21 protein-coding genes and 1 tRNA gene are annotated in these 17,524 nt (G+C 65.4%); 19 read left to right on the top strand and 3 right to left on the bottom strand.

What is annotated here, in order from left to right; translation table 11 throughout:
* Positions 1-56: 56 nt before the first annotated feature.
* The 3 genes from SSA01S_RS11610 to pgmG are packed head-to-tail and all read left to right on the top strand — an operon-like array spanning position 57 to position 2,516.
* Positions 57-872 (top strand): division plane positioning ATPase MipZ, encoded by an 816-nt coding sequence (locus tag SSA01S_RS11610; RefSeq protein ID WP_061780467.1) that lies wholly within the window; start codon positions 57-59, stop codon positions 870-872.
* Positions 869-1,138 (top strand): J domain-containing protein, encoded by a 270-nt coding sequence (locus tag SSA01S_RS11605; protein WP_061780466.1) that lies wholly within the window; start codon positions 869-871, stop codon positions 1,136-1,138. The genes SSA01S_RS11610 and SSA01S_RS11605 overlap by 4 nt, the downstream gene beginning before the upstream one ends.
* Positions 1,131-2,516, top strand: coding sequence for a phosphoglucomutase/phosphomannomutase PgmG (pgmG, locus tag SSA01S_RS11600; protein WP_061780500.1), 1,386 nt, complete (start codon positions 1,131-1,133; stop codon positions 2,514-2,516). Before SSA01S_RS11605 ends, pgmG begins: the two co-directional genes overlap by 8 nt.
* Before the next feature lie 257 nt (positions 2,517-2,773).
* Here the strand turns inward: pgmG and SSA01S_RS11595 are convergent, their stop codons facing one another.
* Complete coding sequence (locus SSA01S_RS11595; protein ID WP_061780465.1) at positions 2,774-3,880, bottom strand: M14 family metallopeptidase; 1,107 nt, start codon at positions 3,878-3,880, stop codon at positions 2,774-2,776.
* A gap of 4 nt (positions 3,881-3,884) precedes the next feature.
* Positions 3,885-4,502 (bottom strand): DUF4136 domain-containing protein, encoded by a 618-nt coding sequence (locus tag SSA01S_RS11590; protein WP_058716683.1) that lies wholly within the window; start codon positions 4,500-4,502, stop codon positions 3,885-3,887.
* Between the two features lie 203 nt (positions 4,503-4,705).
* Here SSA01S_RS11590 and ykgO point away from each other — a divergent pair, with 203 nt between their 5' ends.
* Both ykgO and SSA01S_RS11580 read left to right on the top strand, forming a co-directional pair.
* Positions 4,706-4,831 (top strand): type B 50S ribosomal protein L36, encoded by a 126-nt coding sequence (gene ykgO / locus SSA01S_RS11585; protein WP_003046794.1) that lies wholly within the window; start codon positions 4,706-4,708, stop codon positions 4,829-4,831.
* A gap of 9 nt (positions 4,832-4,840) precedes the next feature.
* Positions 4,841-5,575, top strand: coding sequence for an HAD family hydrolase (locus SSA01S_RS11580; RefSeq protein WP_082795054.1), 735 nt, complete (start codon positions 4,841-4,843; stop codon positions 5,573-5,575).
* On the opposite strand, the gene SSA01S_RS11575 is transcribed toward SSA01S_RS11580, so the two are convergent.
* Positions 5,545-6,150 (bottom strand): L,D-transpeptidase family protein, encoded by a 606-nt coding sequence (locus SSA01S_RS11575; RefSeq protein ID WP_061780464.1) that lies wholly within the window; start codon positions 6,148-6,150, stop codon positions 5,545-5,547. The two genes, SSA01S_RS11580 and SSA01S_RS11575, sit on opposite strands and share 31 nt — an antisense overlap.
* Positions 6,151-6,347: 197 nt before the next feature.
* Here SSA01S_RS11575 and SSA01S_RS11570 point away from each other — a divergent pair, with 197 nt between their 5' ends.
* From SSA01S_RS11570 to SSA01S_RS11510, 14 genes are all read left to right on the top strand, one after another.
* Entirely contained in the window at positions 6,348-7,067 is a 720-nt protein-coding gene (locus tag SSA01S_RS11570) for a murein L,D-transpeptidase catalytic domain family protein (protein WP_061780463.1), read from the top strand.
* A gap of 178 nt (positions 7,068-7,245) precedes the next feature.
* Entirely contained in the window at positions 7,246-7,908 is a 663-nt protein-coding gene (hisG, locus tag SSA01S_RS11565) for an ATP phosphoribosyltransferase (protein ID WP_061780462.1), read from the top strand.
* Entirely contained in the window at positions 7,905-9,200 is a 1,296-nt protein-coding gene (hisD, locus tag SSA01S_RS11560) for a histidinol dehydrogenase (RefSeq protein ID WP_061780461.1), read from the top strand. Before hisG ends, hisD begins: the two co-directional genes overlap by 4 nt.
* The gene (gene aac(6'), locus SSA01S_RS11555) at positions 9,197-9,622 is read left to right on the top strand and encodes an aminoglycoside 6'-N-acetyltransferase (protein WP_061780460.1); all 426 of its coding nucleotides are present in this window, start codon (positions 9,197-9,199) and stop codon (positions 9,620-9,622) included. The genes hisD and aac(6') overlap by 4 nt, the downstream gene beginning before the upstream one ends.
* A gap of 63 nt (positions 9,623-9,685) precedes the next feature.
* Positions 9,686-10,141, top strand: coding sequence for a transcription antitermination factor NusB (gene nusB, locus SSA01S_RS11550; protein WP_061780459.1), 456 nt, complete (start codon positions 9,686-9,688; stop codon positions 10,139-10,141).
* 16 nt (positions 10,142-10,157) lie between these two features.
* The gene (thiL, locus tag SSA01S_RS11545) at positions 10,158-11,063 is read left to right on the top strand and encodes a thiamine-phosphate kinase (protein WP_061780458.1); all 906 of its coding nucleotides are present in this window, start codon (positions 10,158-10,160) and stop codon (positions 11,061-11,063) included.
* An 82-nt stretch (positions 11,064-11,145) separates the two neighbouring features.
* On the top strand, positions 11,146-13,122 hold the full coding sequence (locus SSA01S_RS11540; protein ID WP_082795053.1) for an alpha/beta hydrolase family protein: 1,977 nt from the start codon (positions 11,146-11,148) through the stop codon (positions 13,120-13,122).
* A gap of 148 nt (positions 13,123-13,270) precedes the next feature.
* Positions 13,271-13,489, top strand: coding sequence for a translation initiation factor IF-1 (gene infA, locus SSA01S_RS11535; RefSeq protein ID WP_007403889.1), 219 nt, complete (start codon positions 13,271-13,273; stop codon positions 13,487-13,489).
* 14 nt (positions 13,490-13,503) lie between these two features.
* The gene (locus SSA01S_RS11530; RefSeq protein WP_061780457.1) at positions 13,504-14,073 is read left to right on the top strand and encodes a Maf family protein; all 570 of its coding nucleotides are present in this window, start codon (positions 13,504-13,506) and stop codon (positions 14,071-14,073) included.
* Entirely contained in the window at positions 14,066-15,016 is a 951-nt protein-coding gene (locus tag SSA01S_RS11525; protein WP_061780456.1) for an Rne/Rng family ribonuclease, read from the top strand. The genes SSA01S_RS11530 and SSA01S_RS11525 overlap by 8 nt, the downstream gene beginning before the upstream one ends.
* The gene (locus tag SSA01S_RS19175; protein ID WP_082670196.1) at positions 15,013-15,180 is read left to right on the top strand and encodes a DNA gyrase inhibitor YacG; all 168 of its coding nucleotides are present in this window, start codon (positions 15,013-15,015) and stop codon (positions 15,178-15,180) included. Before SSA01S_RS11525 ends, SSA01S_RS19175 begins: the two co-directional genes overlap by 4 nt.
* Positions 15,181-15,211: 31 nt before the next feature.
* Positions 15,212-15,287: transfer RNA gene (locus SSA01S_RS11520), tRNA-Phe, on the top strand.
* Between the two features lie 505 nt (positions 15,288-15,792).
* Positions 15,793-16,887: an AAA family ATPase gene (locus SSA01S_RS11515; RefSeq protein ID WP_061780498.1), complete on the top strand. Its 1,095-nt coding sequence runs from the start codon at positions 15,793-15,795 to the stop codon at positions 16,885-16,887.
* Positions 16,888-17,080: 193 nt separating this feature from the next.
* On the top strand, positions 17,081-17,524 hold a 444-nt coding region (locus tag SSA01S_RS11510; protein WP_156477768.1), incomplete at its 3' end, for a hypothetical protein.

Here is a 17,524-nt window from a genome sequence, read left to right as displayed (position 1 = left end):
CCACGCCCAGGGCTTCTATGTAGGGTGGCAACGGGGATCAATAAGGAAGCGACGAGTTGCCGGAACGGCTATCTTCCACGCACGTAATTGTCTTTGCCAATGAAAAAGGTGGCACTGGCAAATCGACCACGGCGGTTCACGTCGCCATCGCGCTGGCCGCCAAGGGGGCGCGGGTGGCCTGTCTGGACCTGGATCATCGCCAGCGCACCGTCGGCCGCTATCTGGACAACCGGGCCGAGACGATCAAGCGCACCGGGCACCAGCTGCCCATGCCGGTCCACGCGACCCATACCAGCCAGACGGAGGAAGGGTTCGAGGAGCTGTGGTTTGGCCTGTCGCAGGACGCCGACTTCCTGATCGTCGACACGCCGGGCCGCGACGATCATTTCGCGCGCACCGCCGCCGCCCTGTCGCACACGCTGGTCACGCCGATGAACGACAGCTTCGTCGACTTCGACCTGATCGGCCAGGTCGACCCGGAGACGTTCCAGGTCACGCGCCCCAGCTTCTATTCCGAGCTGATCTGGGACGCGCGCAAGCAGCGGGCGCGCGCTGATGGCACCACCATCGACTGGGTCGTGCTGCGCAACCGGCTTCAGCATATCGAGGCGCGCAACATGCGCCGCGTGTCGGACGCGCTGACCGACCTGTCGCGCCGGGTCGGCTTCCGGGTGATTCCGGGGCTGGGCGAGCGCGTCATCTATCGCGAGATGTTCCCCAACGGCCTGACCATGATCGATGCCAAGGAATTCGGCGCGATGGGCCTGGGCCATGTCGCCGCACGGCAGGAACTGCGCGAGATGATGGCGGCCTTGCAGCTGCCCGAGCTTGGGGCGGAAGCCGGCACCAAAGAGGCAGACGCCGCCGCATGAAATGGCTGATCGCGTTGGCTGTCATCTGGCTGGTGTGGCGCTATATGCCACGCCCCGCCAAGCGCAGCCCGGCGCCGCGCCTGCCCCGTGACGAGGCGGATGCGCTCGCCATTCTCGACCTGTCGCCCGGCGCGGATGCCGAGGCGATCCGCCAGGCGCATCGTCGGCGGATCGGACAGGTCCATCCCGATCGCGGCGGCTCGGCCGACCTGACGCGGCGGGTGAATGCGGCGCGCGACCTGTTGCTGGCTCGGCGCGATGCCTGATCCTGGGGCTGAACGGGTCGCGGCGATCCACCCCAGTGCCTGCCGCGAATATGACGTGCGCGGCACCGTGCCCGAGACGCTGGACGAGGGCGCGGCCTATGCGGTCGGGCGCGGCTTCGCCACGCGGGTGCGGAAAGCGGGCGGCACCCGCGTCGCGGTGGGGCGCGACGGGCGGTTGAGTTCGCCTATGCTGGAGGCCGCGCTGATCGAGGGTCTGACCGACAGCGGTGTCGACGTCATACGCCTGGGGCTGGGCCCCACGCCGATGGTCTATTTCGCCGAGGCGACCCTAGAAGTGGACGGCGCCGTACAGGTAACGGGCAGTCATAACCCCCGCGACGACAATGGCTTCAAGATGGTGCTGCAGCATCGCCCCTTTTTTGGCGAGGATGTGCAGGACCTGGCGCGGATGGCGGCGGCGCGCGACTGGACCGATGGCACCGGGCAGGTCACCGAGCATGACATCCTCGACGCCTATGTCGACCGGCTGATGGCGGGTTACGCGGGCGGCGAATATCGCATCGGCTGGGACTGTGGCAGCGGCGCGGCGGGCCCCGTCATCGAAAAGCTGGTCCAGCGCCTGCCGGGTGAGCACCATACGCTGTTCACCGATGTGGATGGTCATTTCCCGCATCATCACCCCGATCCGACGGTCGAGAGCAACCTAGACGCGCTGAAGGCGCTGGTGGCGGAGAGACGGCTCGATTTCGGATTCGCTTTCGACGGCGATGGCGACCGGATCGGCGCGGTCGATGGCCAGGGCCGGGTGATCTGGGGCGACCAGATATTGATGCTGCTGGCGGGGCCCGCGCTCGCCCAATATCCCGGCGCGCCGATCGTGGCGGACGTGAAGGCCAGCCAGGCGCTGTTCGACCATATCCAGGGTTTGGGCGGCCAGCCGGTGATGTGGAAAACCGGCCACAGCCTGGTGAAGACCAAGATGGTCGAGACGGGCGCGCCGCTGGGCGGCGAGATGTCGGGCCATATGTTCTTCGCCGGGGAATGGTATGGCTTTGACGACGCGCACTATGCCGCGATCCGTCTGATTCGCAGCGTCCATCTGGCGGGCCGATCGATGACCGAACTGCGCGGTGCGATGCCCGCGATGATCGACATCCCCGAGACGCGAATCGCGGTGGCGGAGGCCGACAAGTTCGCGATCGTCGAGCGGGTGGCCGAGGCGCTGCGGGCCGAGGGCGCGGAGGTCAACGACACCGATGGCGTGCGGGTGCGGACGGCGGATGGCTGGTGGCTGCTGCGCGCCTCCAATACCCAGGCTGCGCTGACCGTGCGCGCGGAGGCGGGGGATGCGTTCGGTCTGGAGCGAGTGCTGGCCGATCTGGACCGGCATCTCGCGGCGCAGGGCGTGCGGCGTTAAAGGTTCGCACAGAGGCGCGGAGAACGCAGAGGCCTACAGGCGCTGCCGCGACTGCGGCATGAGGCCATGATTTGACAGAGAACCGGCGCTAACCGCGGATAACCTTCTCTGCGTCCTCTGCGCCTCTGCGCGAAAAATCTTCTTCGTGTCTTCGCGCCTTCGCGTGAACCCGACTTACCAACCCCGTTCAGCCTGAGCGAAGTCGAAGGCCAAGGGAAACCAGCGGGGCGGAGAACCAAAGTCCCCCGCCCCCACGATCAAATTTCCCCGATCATTCCGGCCAGCACTTCCAGGCACGACACGCCTAGCTTCGCCGAGCGTTCGCCCGACCAGCCATGCACCGCGTCGGGGTTGGGATCGTGATCCTTGAACGGCATTTCCAGCGTCACCGACACCGCCCCGAATCGCTCGGCGAGCTGGTTGGTCGACATCGCCAGATTCGCCCGGCCCGGCCCCGACTTCTCATACCCCATCTGGGTCTGGAAATCGGGCGTATGCGCGGCCAGGCGGCGGCCGAATTCATAGAATTTGGCGCCGTGTTCCTCGGTCCAGCTGGGAATCCCCTCAAATCCGGCGATGAAATTGGCCGGAATCGCCTCGTCGCCATGCGCGTCGATCGCGAAGTCGACGCCGGTCTGGTCCATCCGGTTGCGCACGCACAGCACTTCGGGGCTGCGCTCGGGGGTCGGATCATGCCATTCGCGGTTCAGGTTCACGCCCACCGCATTGGTCCGCAAATGCCCGCGCCGCGTGCCGTCCGGGTTCATGTTGGGCACGACATGGACGGTCGCCGCCGCCAGCAGCGACTCGGCCGCCGGGCTAGTTAGCCAGTCGAGCGCCCCCTCCATCCACCATTCGGCCATCGATTCGCCCGGATGTTGGCGTGCGTAGAGCCATACCTGCTTCGGCCCGGTGCCCAGGCGGAAATAATCGATCGGCTGACCGTCCAGGGTGACGCCGATTTCCTCGTGATGGACGCCGCGCCCGGCGATTCGCGCGACCAGATCATGGTGACGCTCCATCGTGTAGGGCTCGAAATAGGCGAACCAGGCGAGATCGCTCTCGCCCGCCCACTGCCATTCGATCACGCCATCGGCATAGGTCGTCGGTGTCATCCGCCAGTCCAGCCGGTCGGTCGAGGCGCGCACCTGATAATGCGGCCAGCCATCGGCAAAGGCCGACCCCGCGCCGTTCAGGATACGAAAGGTCAGCGTCCGCCCCTTCGCCCCGCCGACGCGGAAGTAGAACCACTGGTAGAAGTCCGAATCCTTGTCGGCGACGATTTCCAGGTCGACCCGGTCGCCGTCGACGCGCACGACACGAATGTTGCCGCCGTCGAAGGACGCATTGATGGTCAGCGTCATTGCGTCACTTCACCTCGATCGTGCGGCCCGATTCGCCGGGGAATTTGGTGAAGAGCGCATCGGCCAGCTTGGTCGCCTGCGCCTGGGCATCCAGCTTGGCGAGAGTTTCGACCGGCGCCATGTTGCGCGCGCTGCCTTCCCAGATCGGCGACTGGTCGACTCGGCGCTTGATCTGGACCGACAATTCGGTGCCGATGATCTCCTGCGGACGGCTCTTGCCGATCGGGAAGCTCACGCCCCCGCCCAGGCCGACGCCGCCGCCGCGACCGCCGGAGAAGCTGCCGCCGCCCAGGCCGATCGAGAAGGGTGACGGGCGCGGCGGCCCGAGTCGATTGGCGCGGGTGAAGGAGACGGTGGCGATATAGTCCGGCTGCGCGTCACCCTGCGCCACCGAATAGCCGTTGCGCAGCAGCGCGGTCTCGACTGCGGCGGCATAGGTCTTGAACTCGATGCTGGCCGGACCCGTGCTCGACAGCGGCTCGACCCGGATGGTCCCGCGCGCGATCGGCTCGCCCAGGTGATAGCGGATCACCTCGGTCGGCGGCATACGCCCGCCCGTGGTGGAACAGGCGGCCAGCGTTCCGGCGGCGGCCGCGAGGATCAGGAGCGAGCGGGCTTTCATGCGTTGAAGACACCTTGAAGGATGTTACGGATGGGCAACGCATGACATATGGCGGTTGATCCGGTGGCGAAAGGGGCGCGATGCATCCTGATCGTCTTGTCATGCCCCAACCTTGACTTGCCGAACCTTGACTTGAACGCCGGTTGCCACTAGGCGGCGACGCTTTCCAGATCACCCTCCAGTTCAAAAGAAGCGAATCGATCATGAAGATCCGCAATTCCCTGAAGTCGCTCAAGGATCGTCACCGGGACAACCGCGTGATCCGCCGTCGCGGCCGCACCTACGTCATCAACAAGACCAACCGTCGTTTCAAGGCGCGCCAGGGCTAATCAGCCCTGATGCCGGTCGAATCGAACGGGACGGACGCCTTGTCCGCCACGCGTGCCGATCGGCCGACCGCCGTCATCTTCGACGTCGGTCGCGTCCTTTACGACTGGGACCCGCGCATCCTGTATCGGCGCCTGATCGCGGACGATCGGGCGCTCGATGCGTTTTTGCGCGATGTCGTCACGACCGAATGGCATTTCCAGCATGATGCTGGCCGCGACTTCGCCGACACCTCGGCGGAGCTGATCGCGCTGTATCCGCAGCATGCCGAGTTGATCGCCGCCTGGGGCCCGCGTTTTCGCGAGAGCATCGGCGATCCGATTCCGGGAATGCACGAACTGGTCGCCGAACTCGATTCGGCGGGCGTCCCGTTGTTCGCAATCACCAACTTCAGCCACGAGTTCTGGCCACCCTTTCGCGTGGCCGAAGCGGCACTGTTCGATCGCTTTCGCGATATCGTGGTGTCGGGCGACGAAAAACTGGTGAAGCCCGATCCCGCCATCTACCGCCTCGCGCTCGCCCGATTCGGGCTGGAGCCGGGCGAGGCGGTGTTTATCGACGACAACCGCGCCAATATCGACGCCGCGGCCGCGCTGGGCATTCACGCGTTGCACTTCACCGATGAAGCGACGTTACGGCCGCAGCTTCAGGCTTTGGGGCTCTGGTGGCCTGACGAGGCGGTCGGCCTAGGTACAGTCCAAAGCCGCATAGAAATTTACCGAGTCAGCGACGCCAGCTGCGCCTGATTGGCCTGGCTCGCCTCGGTTTCCAGCAGCGACGGGTCGAAATGATCGCCGACCATCTGATCGGTGACGATCACATTCGTCCCAACCGAGGTGATCGAAAACAGCTTCTTGGCAAAAACGGCGGGCAGGCGGATGCAGCCGTGCGAATCGGGAAATCCCGGATTGTTGCCCGCATGTAGTGCGACGCCATCCCAGGTCAGTCGCTGCATGAACGGCATCGCGGCGTCGTTATACAGGTTGCTGCGATGCATTTCGCGCTTCTGTAAGATGGGGAAGGTGCCGGTGGGCGTGTCCTTGCCATCCTTGCCGGTCGACACCGAGGCCGCGGCTATCATCGCCTCGCCCCGATAGACATAGGCACGCTGCATGGGCAGGCTTACCACCACGGTGACCGGCTGGGTCACGGGGTCGACCGCCGCCATTTGCGGATCGGCCCAGACGAAGCGGTTCGGAGCCAGTGCGGCCGCGGCCTGGGCGATGGTCGCGGTGGCAGGCCCTTCATCGGCGGCCATGGCTGGCGCAGCCAGACCCAGCGACGCAAAGCCCAGCAGGGCGGAAAAAGCAAAAGCCTTCATATCCCTTTTCCTTGGCGAGTTCACGAAATTTTAAACACGTCAACCCAGAATTTGTGCCAAGCGAAAATTTTTGCGGAACGGCGGAACTTACGCCGAGTCGATGGAACCAAGCGATCAACGGATCAAGGGACGGGCAGAAAAACCGCCCCTTCTCTGCTATCTAGGAGTCGCGGGATTTCTGGGGTTGAAGGACCAAAATGCACGATAATCTGGACGCGGCGCCGGGTCGGCGCGCGCTGTTGAAGAACGCGCTGGTGCTCGCCGGGGCATTGGCGGTTCCGGGGGCGGCAAGTGCCCGGGGGCGGCTGACGGCAAGTGATCTGCGCCCCGTGCGCCAGCCACCGCTGCCGACGCGCCCAACCATGCCATCGCCGATCCCGGCCCAGCCGATCCTGGCGTCGTCGCGGGTCGTCCGGCCGGAACTGCTGCGCCAGGCCATGGCCTCGCTCCAGCGGCACGGATCGCAGGTACAGCGGCGTGATCGCATGGCGATCGTTGATTTCGCGGTCGGCTCTTCCGAACCGCGCCTCCATCTGGTCGATCTGGTCAGCGGCCGGAGCAACTCGCTGCTCGTTTCGCACGGCAGCGGTTCAGACCCGTCGCACAGCGGCTATCTTCAGCGCTTTTCCAATGCGTTCAATTCGAATGCCAGCTCGGAAGGCGCCTTCCTGACCGACGAATATTATGTCGGCAAGCATGGTCGGTCGCAGCGGCTGGTCGGCCTCGATCCGACCAACAACAATGCACTGGACCGCGCGATCGTGATCCATTCGGCCTGGTACGCCAATCGCGACATGATCAGGACGCACGGCATGCTCGGCCGCAGCCAGGGCTGCTTCGCGGTCGGCGAGAACGAGTTGGACCGCGTGTTCGCCAATCTCGGCCCCGGCCGGATGATCTACGCCGCCAAGGTGTGAAGCGTCCTACTCCTCCCCTGCAAGGGGAGGGGGACCAGCGAAGCTGGTGGAGGGGTGTCCCGCTCTCGATAGGATGACACCCCTCCGTCATCGCTAACGCGATGCCACCTCCCCTTGCAGGGGAGGAAGGGAAACGACATTGCGATCCCCCACCGGGGTGGGTAAGTCCCCGATCCTCATGGCCCAACCGCTGATCATCGCCGTCCCCAAGGGACGCATCCTGGCCGAGGCGCTGCCGCTGCTCGCCGCCGCCGGCATCCGGCCCGAACCCGCCTTCACCGACAAGGACAGCCGCGCGCTGCGCTTCGCGACCGATGTGCCGGGCATCGAGCTGATCCGCGTCCGTGCCTTCGACGTCGCCACCTTCGTCGCGCATGGCGCGGCGCAGCTGGGCATCGTCGGGTCGGATGTGCTGTCCGAATTCGGCTATTCCGAGCTGTACGCGCCGGTCGACCTGAAAATCGGTCATTGCCGCATCTCGGTCGCCGAGCCCGCCGCGATGGCGGAAAGCGACGATCCGCGCGGGTGGAGCCATGTCCGCGTCGCGACCAAATATCCGCATATCACCAGCCGCCATTTCGCCGCGCGCGGGGTGCAGGCCGAGTGCGTCAAGCTGAACGGTGCGATGGAACTGGCCCCCACGCTGGGTCTGGCGCCGCGTATCGTCGACCTGGTGTCGTCGGGCCGCACGCTGAAGGAAAACGGGCTGGTCGAGGTCGAGGTGATCGAGGAGGTCACCTCGCGCCTGGTCGTCAATCGCGCGGCGATGAAGACGCGCGCGCCAGTCGTGCCGCTGGTCGAGGCATTCCGCCGCGCGGTCGCCGAGAGGGAAGCCGCATGATCCGCCTCGATACGACGGAAGCGGGCTTTGCCGCCGCCTTCGACGCGCTGGTCGATGCCCGGCGCGAGAGCGATGCCGATGTCGCGCGCGACGTACAGGTCATCCTGCGCGCGGTGCGCGACGATGGCGAGGCGGCGGTGGCGGCCTTCACCAAGCAGTTCGACGGCCATGACCTTGCCGAGACCGGGTGGCGGATCGAGCCCGCCGATTGCCGTGCGGCCTATGAGGCGCTGGAGCCCGAACTCCGCGCCGCGCTCGACCTCGCCGCCGCACGCATCCGTGCCTATCACGAAAAGCAGAAGCCGACCGACACCGACTATGTCGATGCGCAGGGCGTGCGGCTGGGCGCGCGCTGGACGGCGGTGGATGCGGCGGGGATCTATGTGCCCGGCGGACGCGCCGCCTATCCCTCCTCGCTGTTGATGAACGCGATCCCCGCCAAGGTGGCGGGTGTCGAACGGCTGGTGATGGTCACCCCGACACCCAAGGGCGAGATCAACCATCTGGTCCTCGCCGCCGCCCATCTCGCGGGGGTGGACGAAGTGTGGCGCGTCGGCGGCGCGCAGGCGATCGGCGCGCTGGCCTATGGCGCCGGGCGCATCCAGCGGGTCGATGTCGTCACCGGCCCCGGCAATGCCTGGGTCGCGGAGGCCAAGCGCCAGGTCTATGGCATGGTCGGCATCGACATGGTGGCGGGCCCCTCCGAAATCGTCGTGGTCGCGGACGGCAAGAACGATCCCGACTGGATCGCCGCCGACCTGCTGAGCCAGGCCGAGCATGACACGGTTACCCAGTCGATCCTGTTCACCGACGACGCCGACTTCGCTGACCGTGTCGCCGAAGCCGTCGACCGGCAAATCCCCGAACTGGCCACCGCCAGCGTCGCGCGCACCGCCTGGGACGCGAACGGCGCGATCATCGTCGTCGAGTCGCTGGAGGCCGCGATGCCGCTGGTCGACCGGCTGGCGCCCGAGCATCTGGAACTGGCGGTGGACGAGCCGCAAGAGTTGTTCGACCGCCTGCGCCATGCGGGCTCGGTGTTCCTGGGCCGCCATACGCCGGAAGCCATCGGCGATTATGTCGCTGGGCCGAACCATGTCCTGCCCACCGGCCGCCGTGCGCGCTTCGCCAGCGGGCTGTCGGTGCTCGACTTCATGAAGCGCACCAGCTTCCTGGGCCTGACCGAAACCGCGCTCAACGAACTGGGTCCCGCGACGGTCGCACTGGCCCATGCCGAGGGGCTTCCCGCCCATGCCAAGTCGGTGGCGCTGCGGCTGCGGCTCAACCGGTGATCGTCACGCCCGCCGCGCCGGAGCATTCGCAAGGATGGCTGGCGCTGCGGGCGATGCTTTGGGGCGAGGAAGCAGGCGAACCGGCGGAGATTGCCGGACGGCTGGCCAAGGGCGGCGGCTTCGTCGCGCTGGAGAACGCCCGGGTGATCGGTTTCGCCGAGGCTGCCATCCGGCACGATTACGTCAATGGCTGCGACACCTCACCGGTGCTGTTCCTCGAAGGGCTGTGCGTCGATCCGGCCCATCGGCGACGGGGCGTGGCCGGTGCGCTGGTCGCGGCGGTGGCCGACTGGGGCAAGGCGCAGGGGTGCACCGAGTTCGCGTCGGATGCCGAATTCGACAATATCGGCTCTCATGCGATGCACCGCGCGCTCGGCTTCGTCGAGACCGAACGGGTGGTCTATTTCCGCCGGATGCTTTGAGGGTTCCCGCCCCCTCTCCCAAAATGCGTGACGGATTGACGACAGCCCGGTAAAGGCCCGCCAATGACTCGTCCTCCAGCCCGTACCCAGGCGCGCGCCGCCGCGCGTCTCGCCGCCGTCCAGGCGCTCTATCAGCATGACATGGAACAGACCCCGTTGGCGGCGCTGCTCCACGAATTCCACAATCACCGCATCGGCGCGACCATCGAAGACGTGGAATATGCCGATGCCGACACCGATTTCTTCGACGACATCGTCAAGGGCGTCCATGCGCGGCTGGGCGAGATCGATGTGATGATCGAGGGCAAGTTGGCCTCGGGCTGGACGCTGAACCGGCTCGACCGGCCGATGAAGGCGATCCTGCGCGCGGGCACCTATGAATTGATTGCGCGCCATGACGTGCCGGTCGGCGCAGTCATCAGCGAATATGTCGATGTCGCCCACGCCTTTTACGAGAAGCGCGAATCGGGCTTCGTCAACGGCCTGCTCGACGCGATCGCCAAGGTCGCGCGGGCCTGATCCCTCACCCGCCCCGATGACCGAGGCGGAGTTCATCGCCGCGTTGCGCCGGATGCCGCTGCATCCCGGTGCGCGCGGACTGGTCGACGACAGCGCGGTGATCGACGCCGGGCCGCTGGTCGTCACCACCGACACGCTGGTCGAAGGCGTGCATTTCCTGCCCGACGACCCGCCCGCCGATATCGCGTGGAAGCTGGTCGCCACCAACCTGTCCGACCTGGCCGCCAAGGGGGCGCTGGTCGAAGGGGTACTGCTCAACTATCCGCTGGGCGACTCCACCTGGGACCGCGCCTTTCTGGACGGGCTGGGGACGGTATTGACTTGCTTCGACACGCGGCTGATCGGCGGCGATACGGTGTCGAAGCGCGGCCCCCGCACCCTGACGCTGACCGCCTTCGGCCGCGACGCCGCCGCCCCCTCGCGGGATGGTGCGCAAGACGGCGACGCCTTGTGGGTCACCGGCACCATCGGCGATGCCGGCCTGGGCCTGGCGATTGCGCAGGCAGGCCATGGCCCGGTCGCGCTGCGCGATGCCTATCGCCGCCCCTTTCCGCGACTGAGTGAGGGCCGCGCGCTGGGGCCCATCGTCCATGCGATGATGGACGTATCCGACGGGCTGCTGATCGACGCCCACCGAATGGCGCGGGCGAGCGGACTGGCGGTGACGGTCGCGCTCGATCGGGTCCCGCTGTCGGAAGCGGCGCGGGCATTCGGCGGCACCGACCGGGCAGCACGACTGGCCGCCGCGACCGCCGGGGACGATTACGAGCTGCTCTTTGCCTTGCCCGCCGGTATCGCGCCGCCGGTCGCCGCCACGTGTGTCGGCAGCTTCGGGCCTGGCGGCGGTCTGATCCTGATCGACTCGGGGAAACCGATCCCGCCGCCGCCCCGCTGGGGCTATGAGCACGCCCCCGAACGCTGAATCCCCTTTCTTCCCTTGGTTACGCTGTTAATCTGGATTGGTTCGGCCCCTGGGGAGTGGTGCCGACATGGGGGGGTCGGGAATGCGTGGGGTAAGGAAGCTGGGCGCGTCGGTGGCGGCGCTCGCGTTGATGGCGCTGACGGGCATGACGCAGAATGCGGGCCAGACACCGCCCGCCCCACCGACCCCAACCCCGGCCAGTCCAACCGAGACGGGCCCCCTGCCGGTCGAAGCCTTTGCCGCGCTGCCCGAATTCGAGGGACCTGCCCTGTCGCCTGATGGCACCCGCATCGCGGGCAAGCGGGCGCTGAACGGCAAGCAATATCTGATGGTCGTCCCGCTGATCAAAGGCCATGGCAAGACCGCGCTGGCGGCGCTGAGCGACAAGGTCGACGTCAACTGGTGGCGCTGGGTCAATGACGAATGGCTGGTCGTTGGACTGGGCAGCCAGGACGTGATCCAGGGTGAGGAATATTATGTCACCCGCCTGATCGGTGTCCGCGCCGACATGCAGAAGACGGTGAAGATCGATTGGGACAATTCGGGCTTCCGCGCCGACGAGGTGTTGTGGACCGCACATGACGGCACTCCGCGCCTGCTGTTCGCCAAGCAGACCGGCATCTATTCCATGTCGGACGTCTACCCCTCCGTCTATGAAGCGGATGTCTCGACCGGGCGGGTCAAGCGGATTGCGAGCGGGCAGACCGATGTGTGGGACTGGTATGCCGACGGCCAGGGCCAATTGCGCATGGGCGTGCGCTACAGCGACGACACCCGTCAGAAGAGCATCCTTTATCGCCAGTCCAACGCCGAGCCCTTCCGCACCATCGCACGGGCCGATGGCCGGAAGGACGAATCGGTGCTGGTGCCCAGCGTCTTTCGTCCCAACGGCACCGCGCTGGCGATCGATGACAGCGACGGATATGACGCACTGTATGAAGTTTCGCTGCCCGACCTAAAGCTGGGCCGCAAGCTCAGCACCGTCACCGGTTATGACATCGACGGCATCATCAAGACTGCGACGGGCGACGATGTTTCGGCGATCCGCTACACCGATCAATATTATCACGACGCCTGGACCGACCCGCGGATCAAGGAATTGCAGGATGCGATCGACAAGTCGGTGGCGCCGCGCCGCGCCGAGATCGTGTCCTGGAACACCGCGCGCACCCGTTTCCTGGTGACGGTCAGCAGCCCGTCCTCGGCGGGGTCGCTCTATTATTGGGATACCGATTACGGCAACATGCAGTTCCTGTCCTGGGCCAATCCCCAGTTGAAGGGTCAGCGGCTGTCGCCCGTCCGTACCCTGCGCTATCCCGCCCGCGACGGCACCTCGATCGAGGCGATCCTGACCATGCCGCGCGGACGCGGGACCAAGAACCTGCCGCTGATCGTCATGCCACATGGCGGCCCCTTCGCCCGCGATTCCGAAAGCTGGGACTGGTGGAGCCAGTATCTGGCCGAGTTGGGCTATGCGGTGATCCAGCCGAATTATCGGGGTTCCTCGGGCTATGGCACCGCCTTCGCCAAGAAGGGGCAGGGCGAATGGGGCCTGAAGATGCAGGACGATCTGGACGACGCAGTCGCCTATCTGACGAAGGAAGGCATCGCCGATCCCAAACGCGCCTGCATGGTCGGGGCCTCCTATGGCGGCTATGCCGCGATGCGCGCGGCCCAGCGCAACAGCGCGCTCTATCGTTGCGCCGTGTCCTATGCGGGGGTGTCCGATCTTCAGGCGATGAAACGCTACGATTCGCGATTCCTGTTCGGCAAGACGCGCGCCGACTGGCTGCAGAAACAGGCACCCGACTATCACGCCGTCTCGCCCCGCTTCGGCGCGGCCGACATGGCGATCCCGCTGCTGATCGTGCACGGCAAGGAGGACAAGCGTGTGCCGGTCAACCAGTCGCGGATGATGGTGTCCGCGCTGAAGGCGGCGGGCAAGCAGGTGAATTATATCGAGCAGCCGCTGGCCGACCACCATTTCACCCGCGCCGAGGACCGGCTGGAATTCCTGAAGGCGATGGCCGCGTTCCTGGCCAAACATAACCCCGCCTGACGATTCTCCCCGCACGCGGGGAGGATTGCAAAACCGTGTTCCATCCCCATATCCTGGGTTGAACGGCCACGCCTTTCCTTTTGGCGGCTTTGCGGCTATGGCGGCGCCTCTTCGACATACCCTAAAACAAGACGAACCGAGGTATTTTTTGGCCAAGGAAGAACTGCTCGAGATGCGCGGCCGCGTGGTGGAACTGCTCCCCAATGCGATGTTCCGCGTCCAGCTCGAGAATGATCACGAGATCCTGGGGCATACGGCGGGCAAGATGCGCAAGAACCGCATCCGCGTGCTGGTCGGCGACGAAGTGCTCGTCGAGCTGACGCCGTACGACCTTACCAAGGGCCGGATCACCTACCGCTTCAAGTGAGCGACCGGCCTCCCATGCCGCTCGTCCTTGCATCCTCTTCCCCGCGCCGCCGCGATCTGCTGGCGCGGCTGGGAGTCGTGCCCGACCGCACGGCCTCGCCCGATATCGATGAAGCGCCCCGCCCCGCCGAGCTGCCCCGTGTTTACGCGCTGCGGCTGGCGGTGGAAAAGGCGCACGCGGTTGACCGTGCCGAAGGTGAGGTGGTCGTCGCGGGCGACACCACCATCGCACTCGGTCGCCGCATCCTGCCCCCCGCCGAGACCGAGGAAGTCCAGCGCAAGCTGCTGCGCCTGATGTCCGGGCGGCGGCACCATGCGCTGTCCGCCGTCTGCGTCATCGACGCGACCGGCAAGGCACGCACCCGGCTGGCCGACACGATCGTGGCGTTCAAGCCGCTCTCCGACGACGAAATCGACGCCTACATCGCTTGCGGCGAGGGGCTGGGCAAGGCTGGCGGCTATGCCATCCAGGGCCGTGCCGAGGCGTTCGTCCGCTTCCTACAGGGGTCGCATTCGGGTGTCATCGGCCTGCCGCTGTTCGAGACGCGCGCGCTGCTGAAGGCCGCCGGGCTCCCGCTTGTCTGAATGGCTCTATGAGGCCGGAATCGGCGAGGCGCGCGCCGCGCTGGTCGAGGATGGCCGCATCGTCCAGGCCGCGATCGAGCTGACGGCCACGCTGACCGTCGGCACGGTGGCGGCGGGGCGGCTGGTCGAACTGCTCCCCGGTCGGCAGGGGCGGGTGACGCTGGCGAGCGGCGGCGACGTGCTGCTGGCGCCGGTGCCCAAGGGGATGACGCAAGGATCGGCGCTGACCGTCCTCGTTACCCGCGAGGCCATCCCCGAGCGCGGCCGCTCGAAACTGCCCAAGGCGGTGGTCGCACCCGAGGACGCCGTACCTGGGCCGGGCCCCGATCTGCGCGCGCGAATCGCCGCAATGGATATTCCCGTCCGCGAATTGCTGTCCCATCAACCCGACGACCTCGAAGCGGCGGGCTGGTCCGAACTGCTCGACGAAGCCGTCACGGGCGAGATCGGGTTCGGCGCGGGCGTGCTGCGCATGACGCCCACCCCGGCGATGACGCTGTTCGACGTTGATGGCTCGCTCCCGCACGAACCGCTGTCGATCGCCGCCGCCCGAACGGTGGCGGAAAGCATCGTGCGCCACGGCATCGGCGGGTCGATCGGCATCGACTTCCCCACGCTGGAGGGCAAGGGGCCTCGCCAGGCGGTGGCCGAGGCTCTGGATGCCGCCCTCCCGCTCCCATTCGAGCGGACGGCGGTGAACGGCTTCGGCTTTCTCCAGATCGTCCGCCCGCGCCCGCGTGCCTCGATCCCTGAGCGGCTCGGCATCGACCCCATCGGTGCCCGCGCCCGCGCGCTGCTACGCCAATGGGAGCGCGAACCGCCGGGTCCCGCCGCCGTGCATCGGCTCTCCGGCACCCTTTATGATCGATTGATGGCGAATCCGGACTGGCGCGACGCCATCGCCCGCCGCACCGGCCGCCCCCTGCAATTGGAACGCGCATGACCCCCTGCCCGATCTGCGACAAGCCGACCGCCGCCGAACACGCCCCCTTCTGCTCGCGCGGGTGCAAGGATCGCGACCTGCTGCAATGGCTGGGCGAAGGTTATCGCATTCCGGTCAAGGAAAGTGACGAAGAAGGGCTGGACACGGGGCAAAACCACCCCTAAAGGCACGCCTCCAATCGCAATCGCGGTGTGGGCCCAAGTAGCTCAGTTGGTAGAGCATGCGACTGAAAATCGCAGTGTCGGTGGTTCGATCCCGCCCTTGGGCACCATTTTTTCCTACATTGTGATCGTGCGCCAGAAGGTTGCACCAAATTTTGCTTACGGTGCAACTTCCGATCAACAAGGCTGCACGCCTCACCACAGCTGCGAACCGAACCGCTCTGCACGGGCGATGTCGATGGGTTAACTCCTACGTCGCCGCGCTTCCAGACCTAGGACACCGCCGTGCCGCATTCGTCCTGGAGGGGTTTAAGAGAGCGCTTTTGCGTGTTTCCTATCTGCCGACTCCAGCGTTTGGCGTCTCAATGATCGCGACGTTGGATCTAGGTTTGGAAATGGCCTAGGCGTCCTTTCGCTTTGACGGAGTTACTAGCTTGGACAGCGCGATGCGGGAAATCCGGGAGGCGTAGACGATCAACGTCGACGCCACCTTCATAGGGCCTTTTGCCTACTTGCAGGCGCAAAGCGGATCGTCCACGTTAGATGCGCGCCAGGCGAAGATGGTCGAAGGGCAGCGGTGCGAAACGCTTAGGCTGAACTTCAGGAATGAAAGCGATGAAGAACGAACAGTCTGTGCGGAGGCTGCGACCTGCTGGCGGGGCTCCCGACACCGGGGCTCTACGCGATACGTTCACAGCGTTGATCCACGAAGCGCATCGCCAACAGAAGCACCGCTCGCGGTCGAATCGCGACGAACCTGTCGGCTTCCCTCACCCAACGGCCTCCTCATCACCCATCAGCTTTTCGCCGATGCTCCCTGATAACCTTCAATCCCTGCTTTGGGAAACAACCCCCAAACGTCGGGCCAAGGACCTCATTCTGCCGAAAGCCGTCCGACATGAGGTCATGGATCTCGTGGCGGAGATTTCGGAGGCTGCCCTTCTTCGATCGCACTCGCTCGAACCTCGCCATACCGTGATGCTTGTTGGACCGCCTGGCACTGGCAAAACCAGTCTTGCCGGCGCTCTGGCGAAGGAGCTGGCCTTGCCCTTCCTGACCGTTCGCTACGATGGTCTTGTCGGTAGCTATCTCGGCGAGACGGCAGGACGTTTGGCACAGATTGTCGAATACGTGCAGCGGACGCCCTGCGTCCTCTTTTTCGACGAGTTCGACAGCGTCGGGAAAGAGCGTTCAGACGCCCACGAAACCGGTGAAATCAAACGTGTAGTGAGCTCGCTTCTTCTACACATGGATGCCCTTCCGTCGCACTGTGTAGTGGTTTGCGCAACCAATCATCCGGAGCTTCTAGACCGCGCCGTCTGGCGCCGTTTCGAGGTACGAATTGAGCTTCCAAAGCCGGGCGATGCGGAACTCCGTGACTGGTATATACGAGTTCATGACACGTTCGGCGAAATCGGCATCAGTGCAGCCGACTTTACGAGAATGTTTCGAGGAGAAACCTTCTCGGAAGTGGAGACGGTTGTTCTGGACGCTCGTCGCAAGCACGTCCTATCCAAAGGCTCGAAGACGTCCGTCGACGCCTTCAAAGAAGCGGTGATGCAATGGGAGCGTCGCCGCAAAGTCGGGGGGACGACACAAGTTGGCGCGGGAACCAATCGTAAGAATCGGACGCGAGCCCGTCCAACGTCAGAGAATACCGGGCCGACGAGCGAGGTTTCCTCGGAGGATCTCCTCAGAGACACAGGCTGAACGCCTTGGGGCCACTTTCGACCGTATTGCTGGTACCGTCGCGAAGATTCTTGGCGATACAACAGCTACTACGTCTGCGGATGAAGTAACGCCCGATCGCGCGCTCGTGTTTGAGGTTATTGGTCCAGTCCAAAACTTCGTACGAGCGGCTAACGCGGCTGGACTCGAATGGCTGGGTGAGGACTACGCCCCGTTGGACGACGAAGACGAGGTAGAATCTGACGAAGACGATGAAGGCGAAGCCGAAGTAGACACGCCTCTCTATGTAACCATGCCAAGTATGGCCGGGCTGCAGAAAGTTCTCTCCCTATGGCATCAATTCAAGGCTGATAGGAGCCGTCCCGCTCAGGATGGAGCCGCATGGTGGAACCTCTTTGGCTACCTGAACGATATTCGTCCGTGGTCACCTAAGGACCGCGTCGATCCAAGGACAAAGGAATACGTCGATCGGCTCCTGCGCGAAACGCCCGGACGCCTCATCAGACTAGAGGTCGACCTCTGGTATCGTCGGGATGCGGATCTGCGCGCTGAGGCACGGAACTATGTCGACGCGTTGATGGATTCCGTCGGCGGCCGTGTACTCGACTTTGTCACCATCGAACCGATCTCCTACCAAGCGGCTCTCGTCGAACTTTCT

Origin of the sequence: Sphingomonas sanguinis NBRC 13937, assembly GCF_001591005.1 — a bacterium.
In the GTDB taxonomy this organism is placed as follows: Bacteria; Pseudomonadota; Alphaproteobacteria; order Sphingomonadales; family Sphingomonadaceae; genus Sphingomonas; species Sphingomonas sanguinis.
Note: the sequence above shows the minus strand (reverse complement) of the source record. Positions and strands in the feature narration are given on the sequence as shown.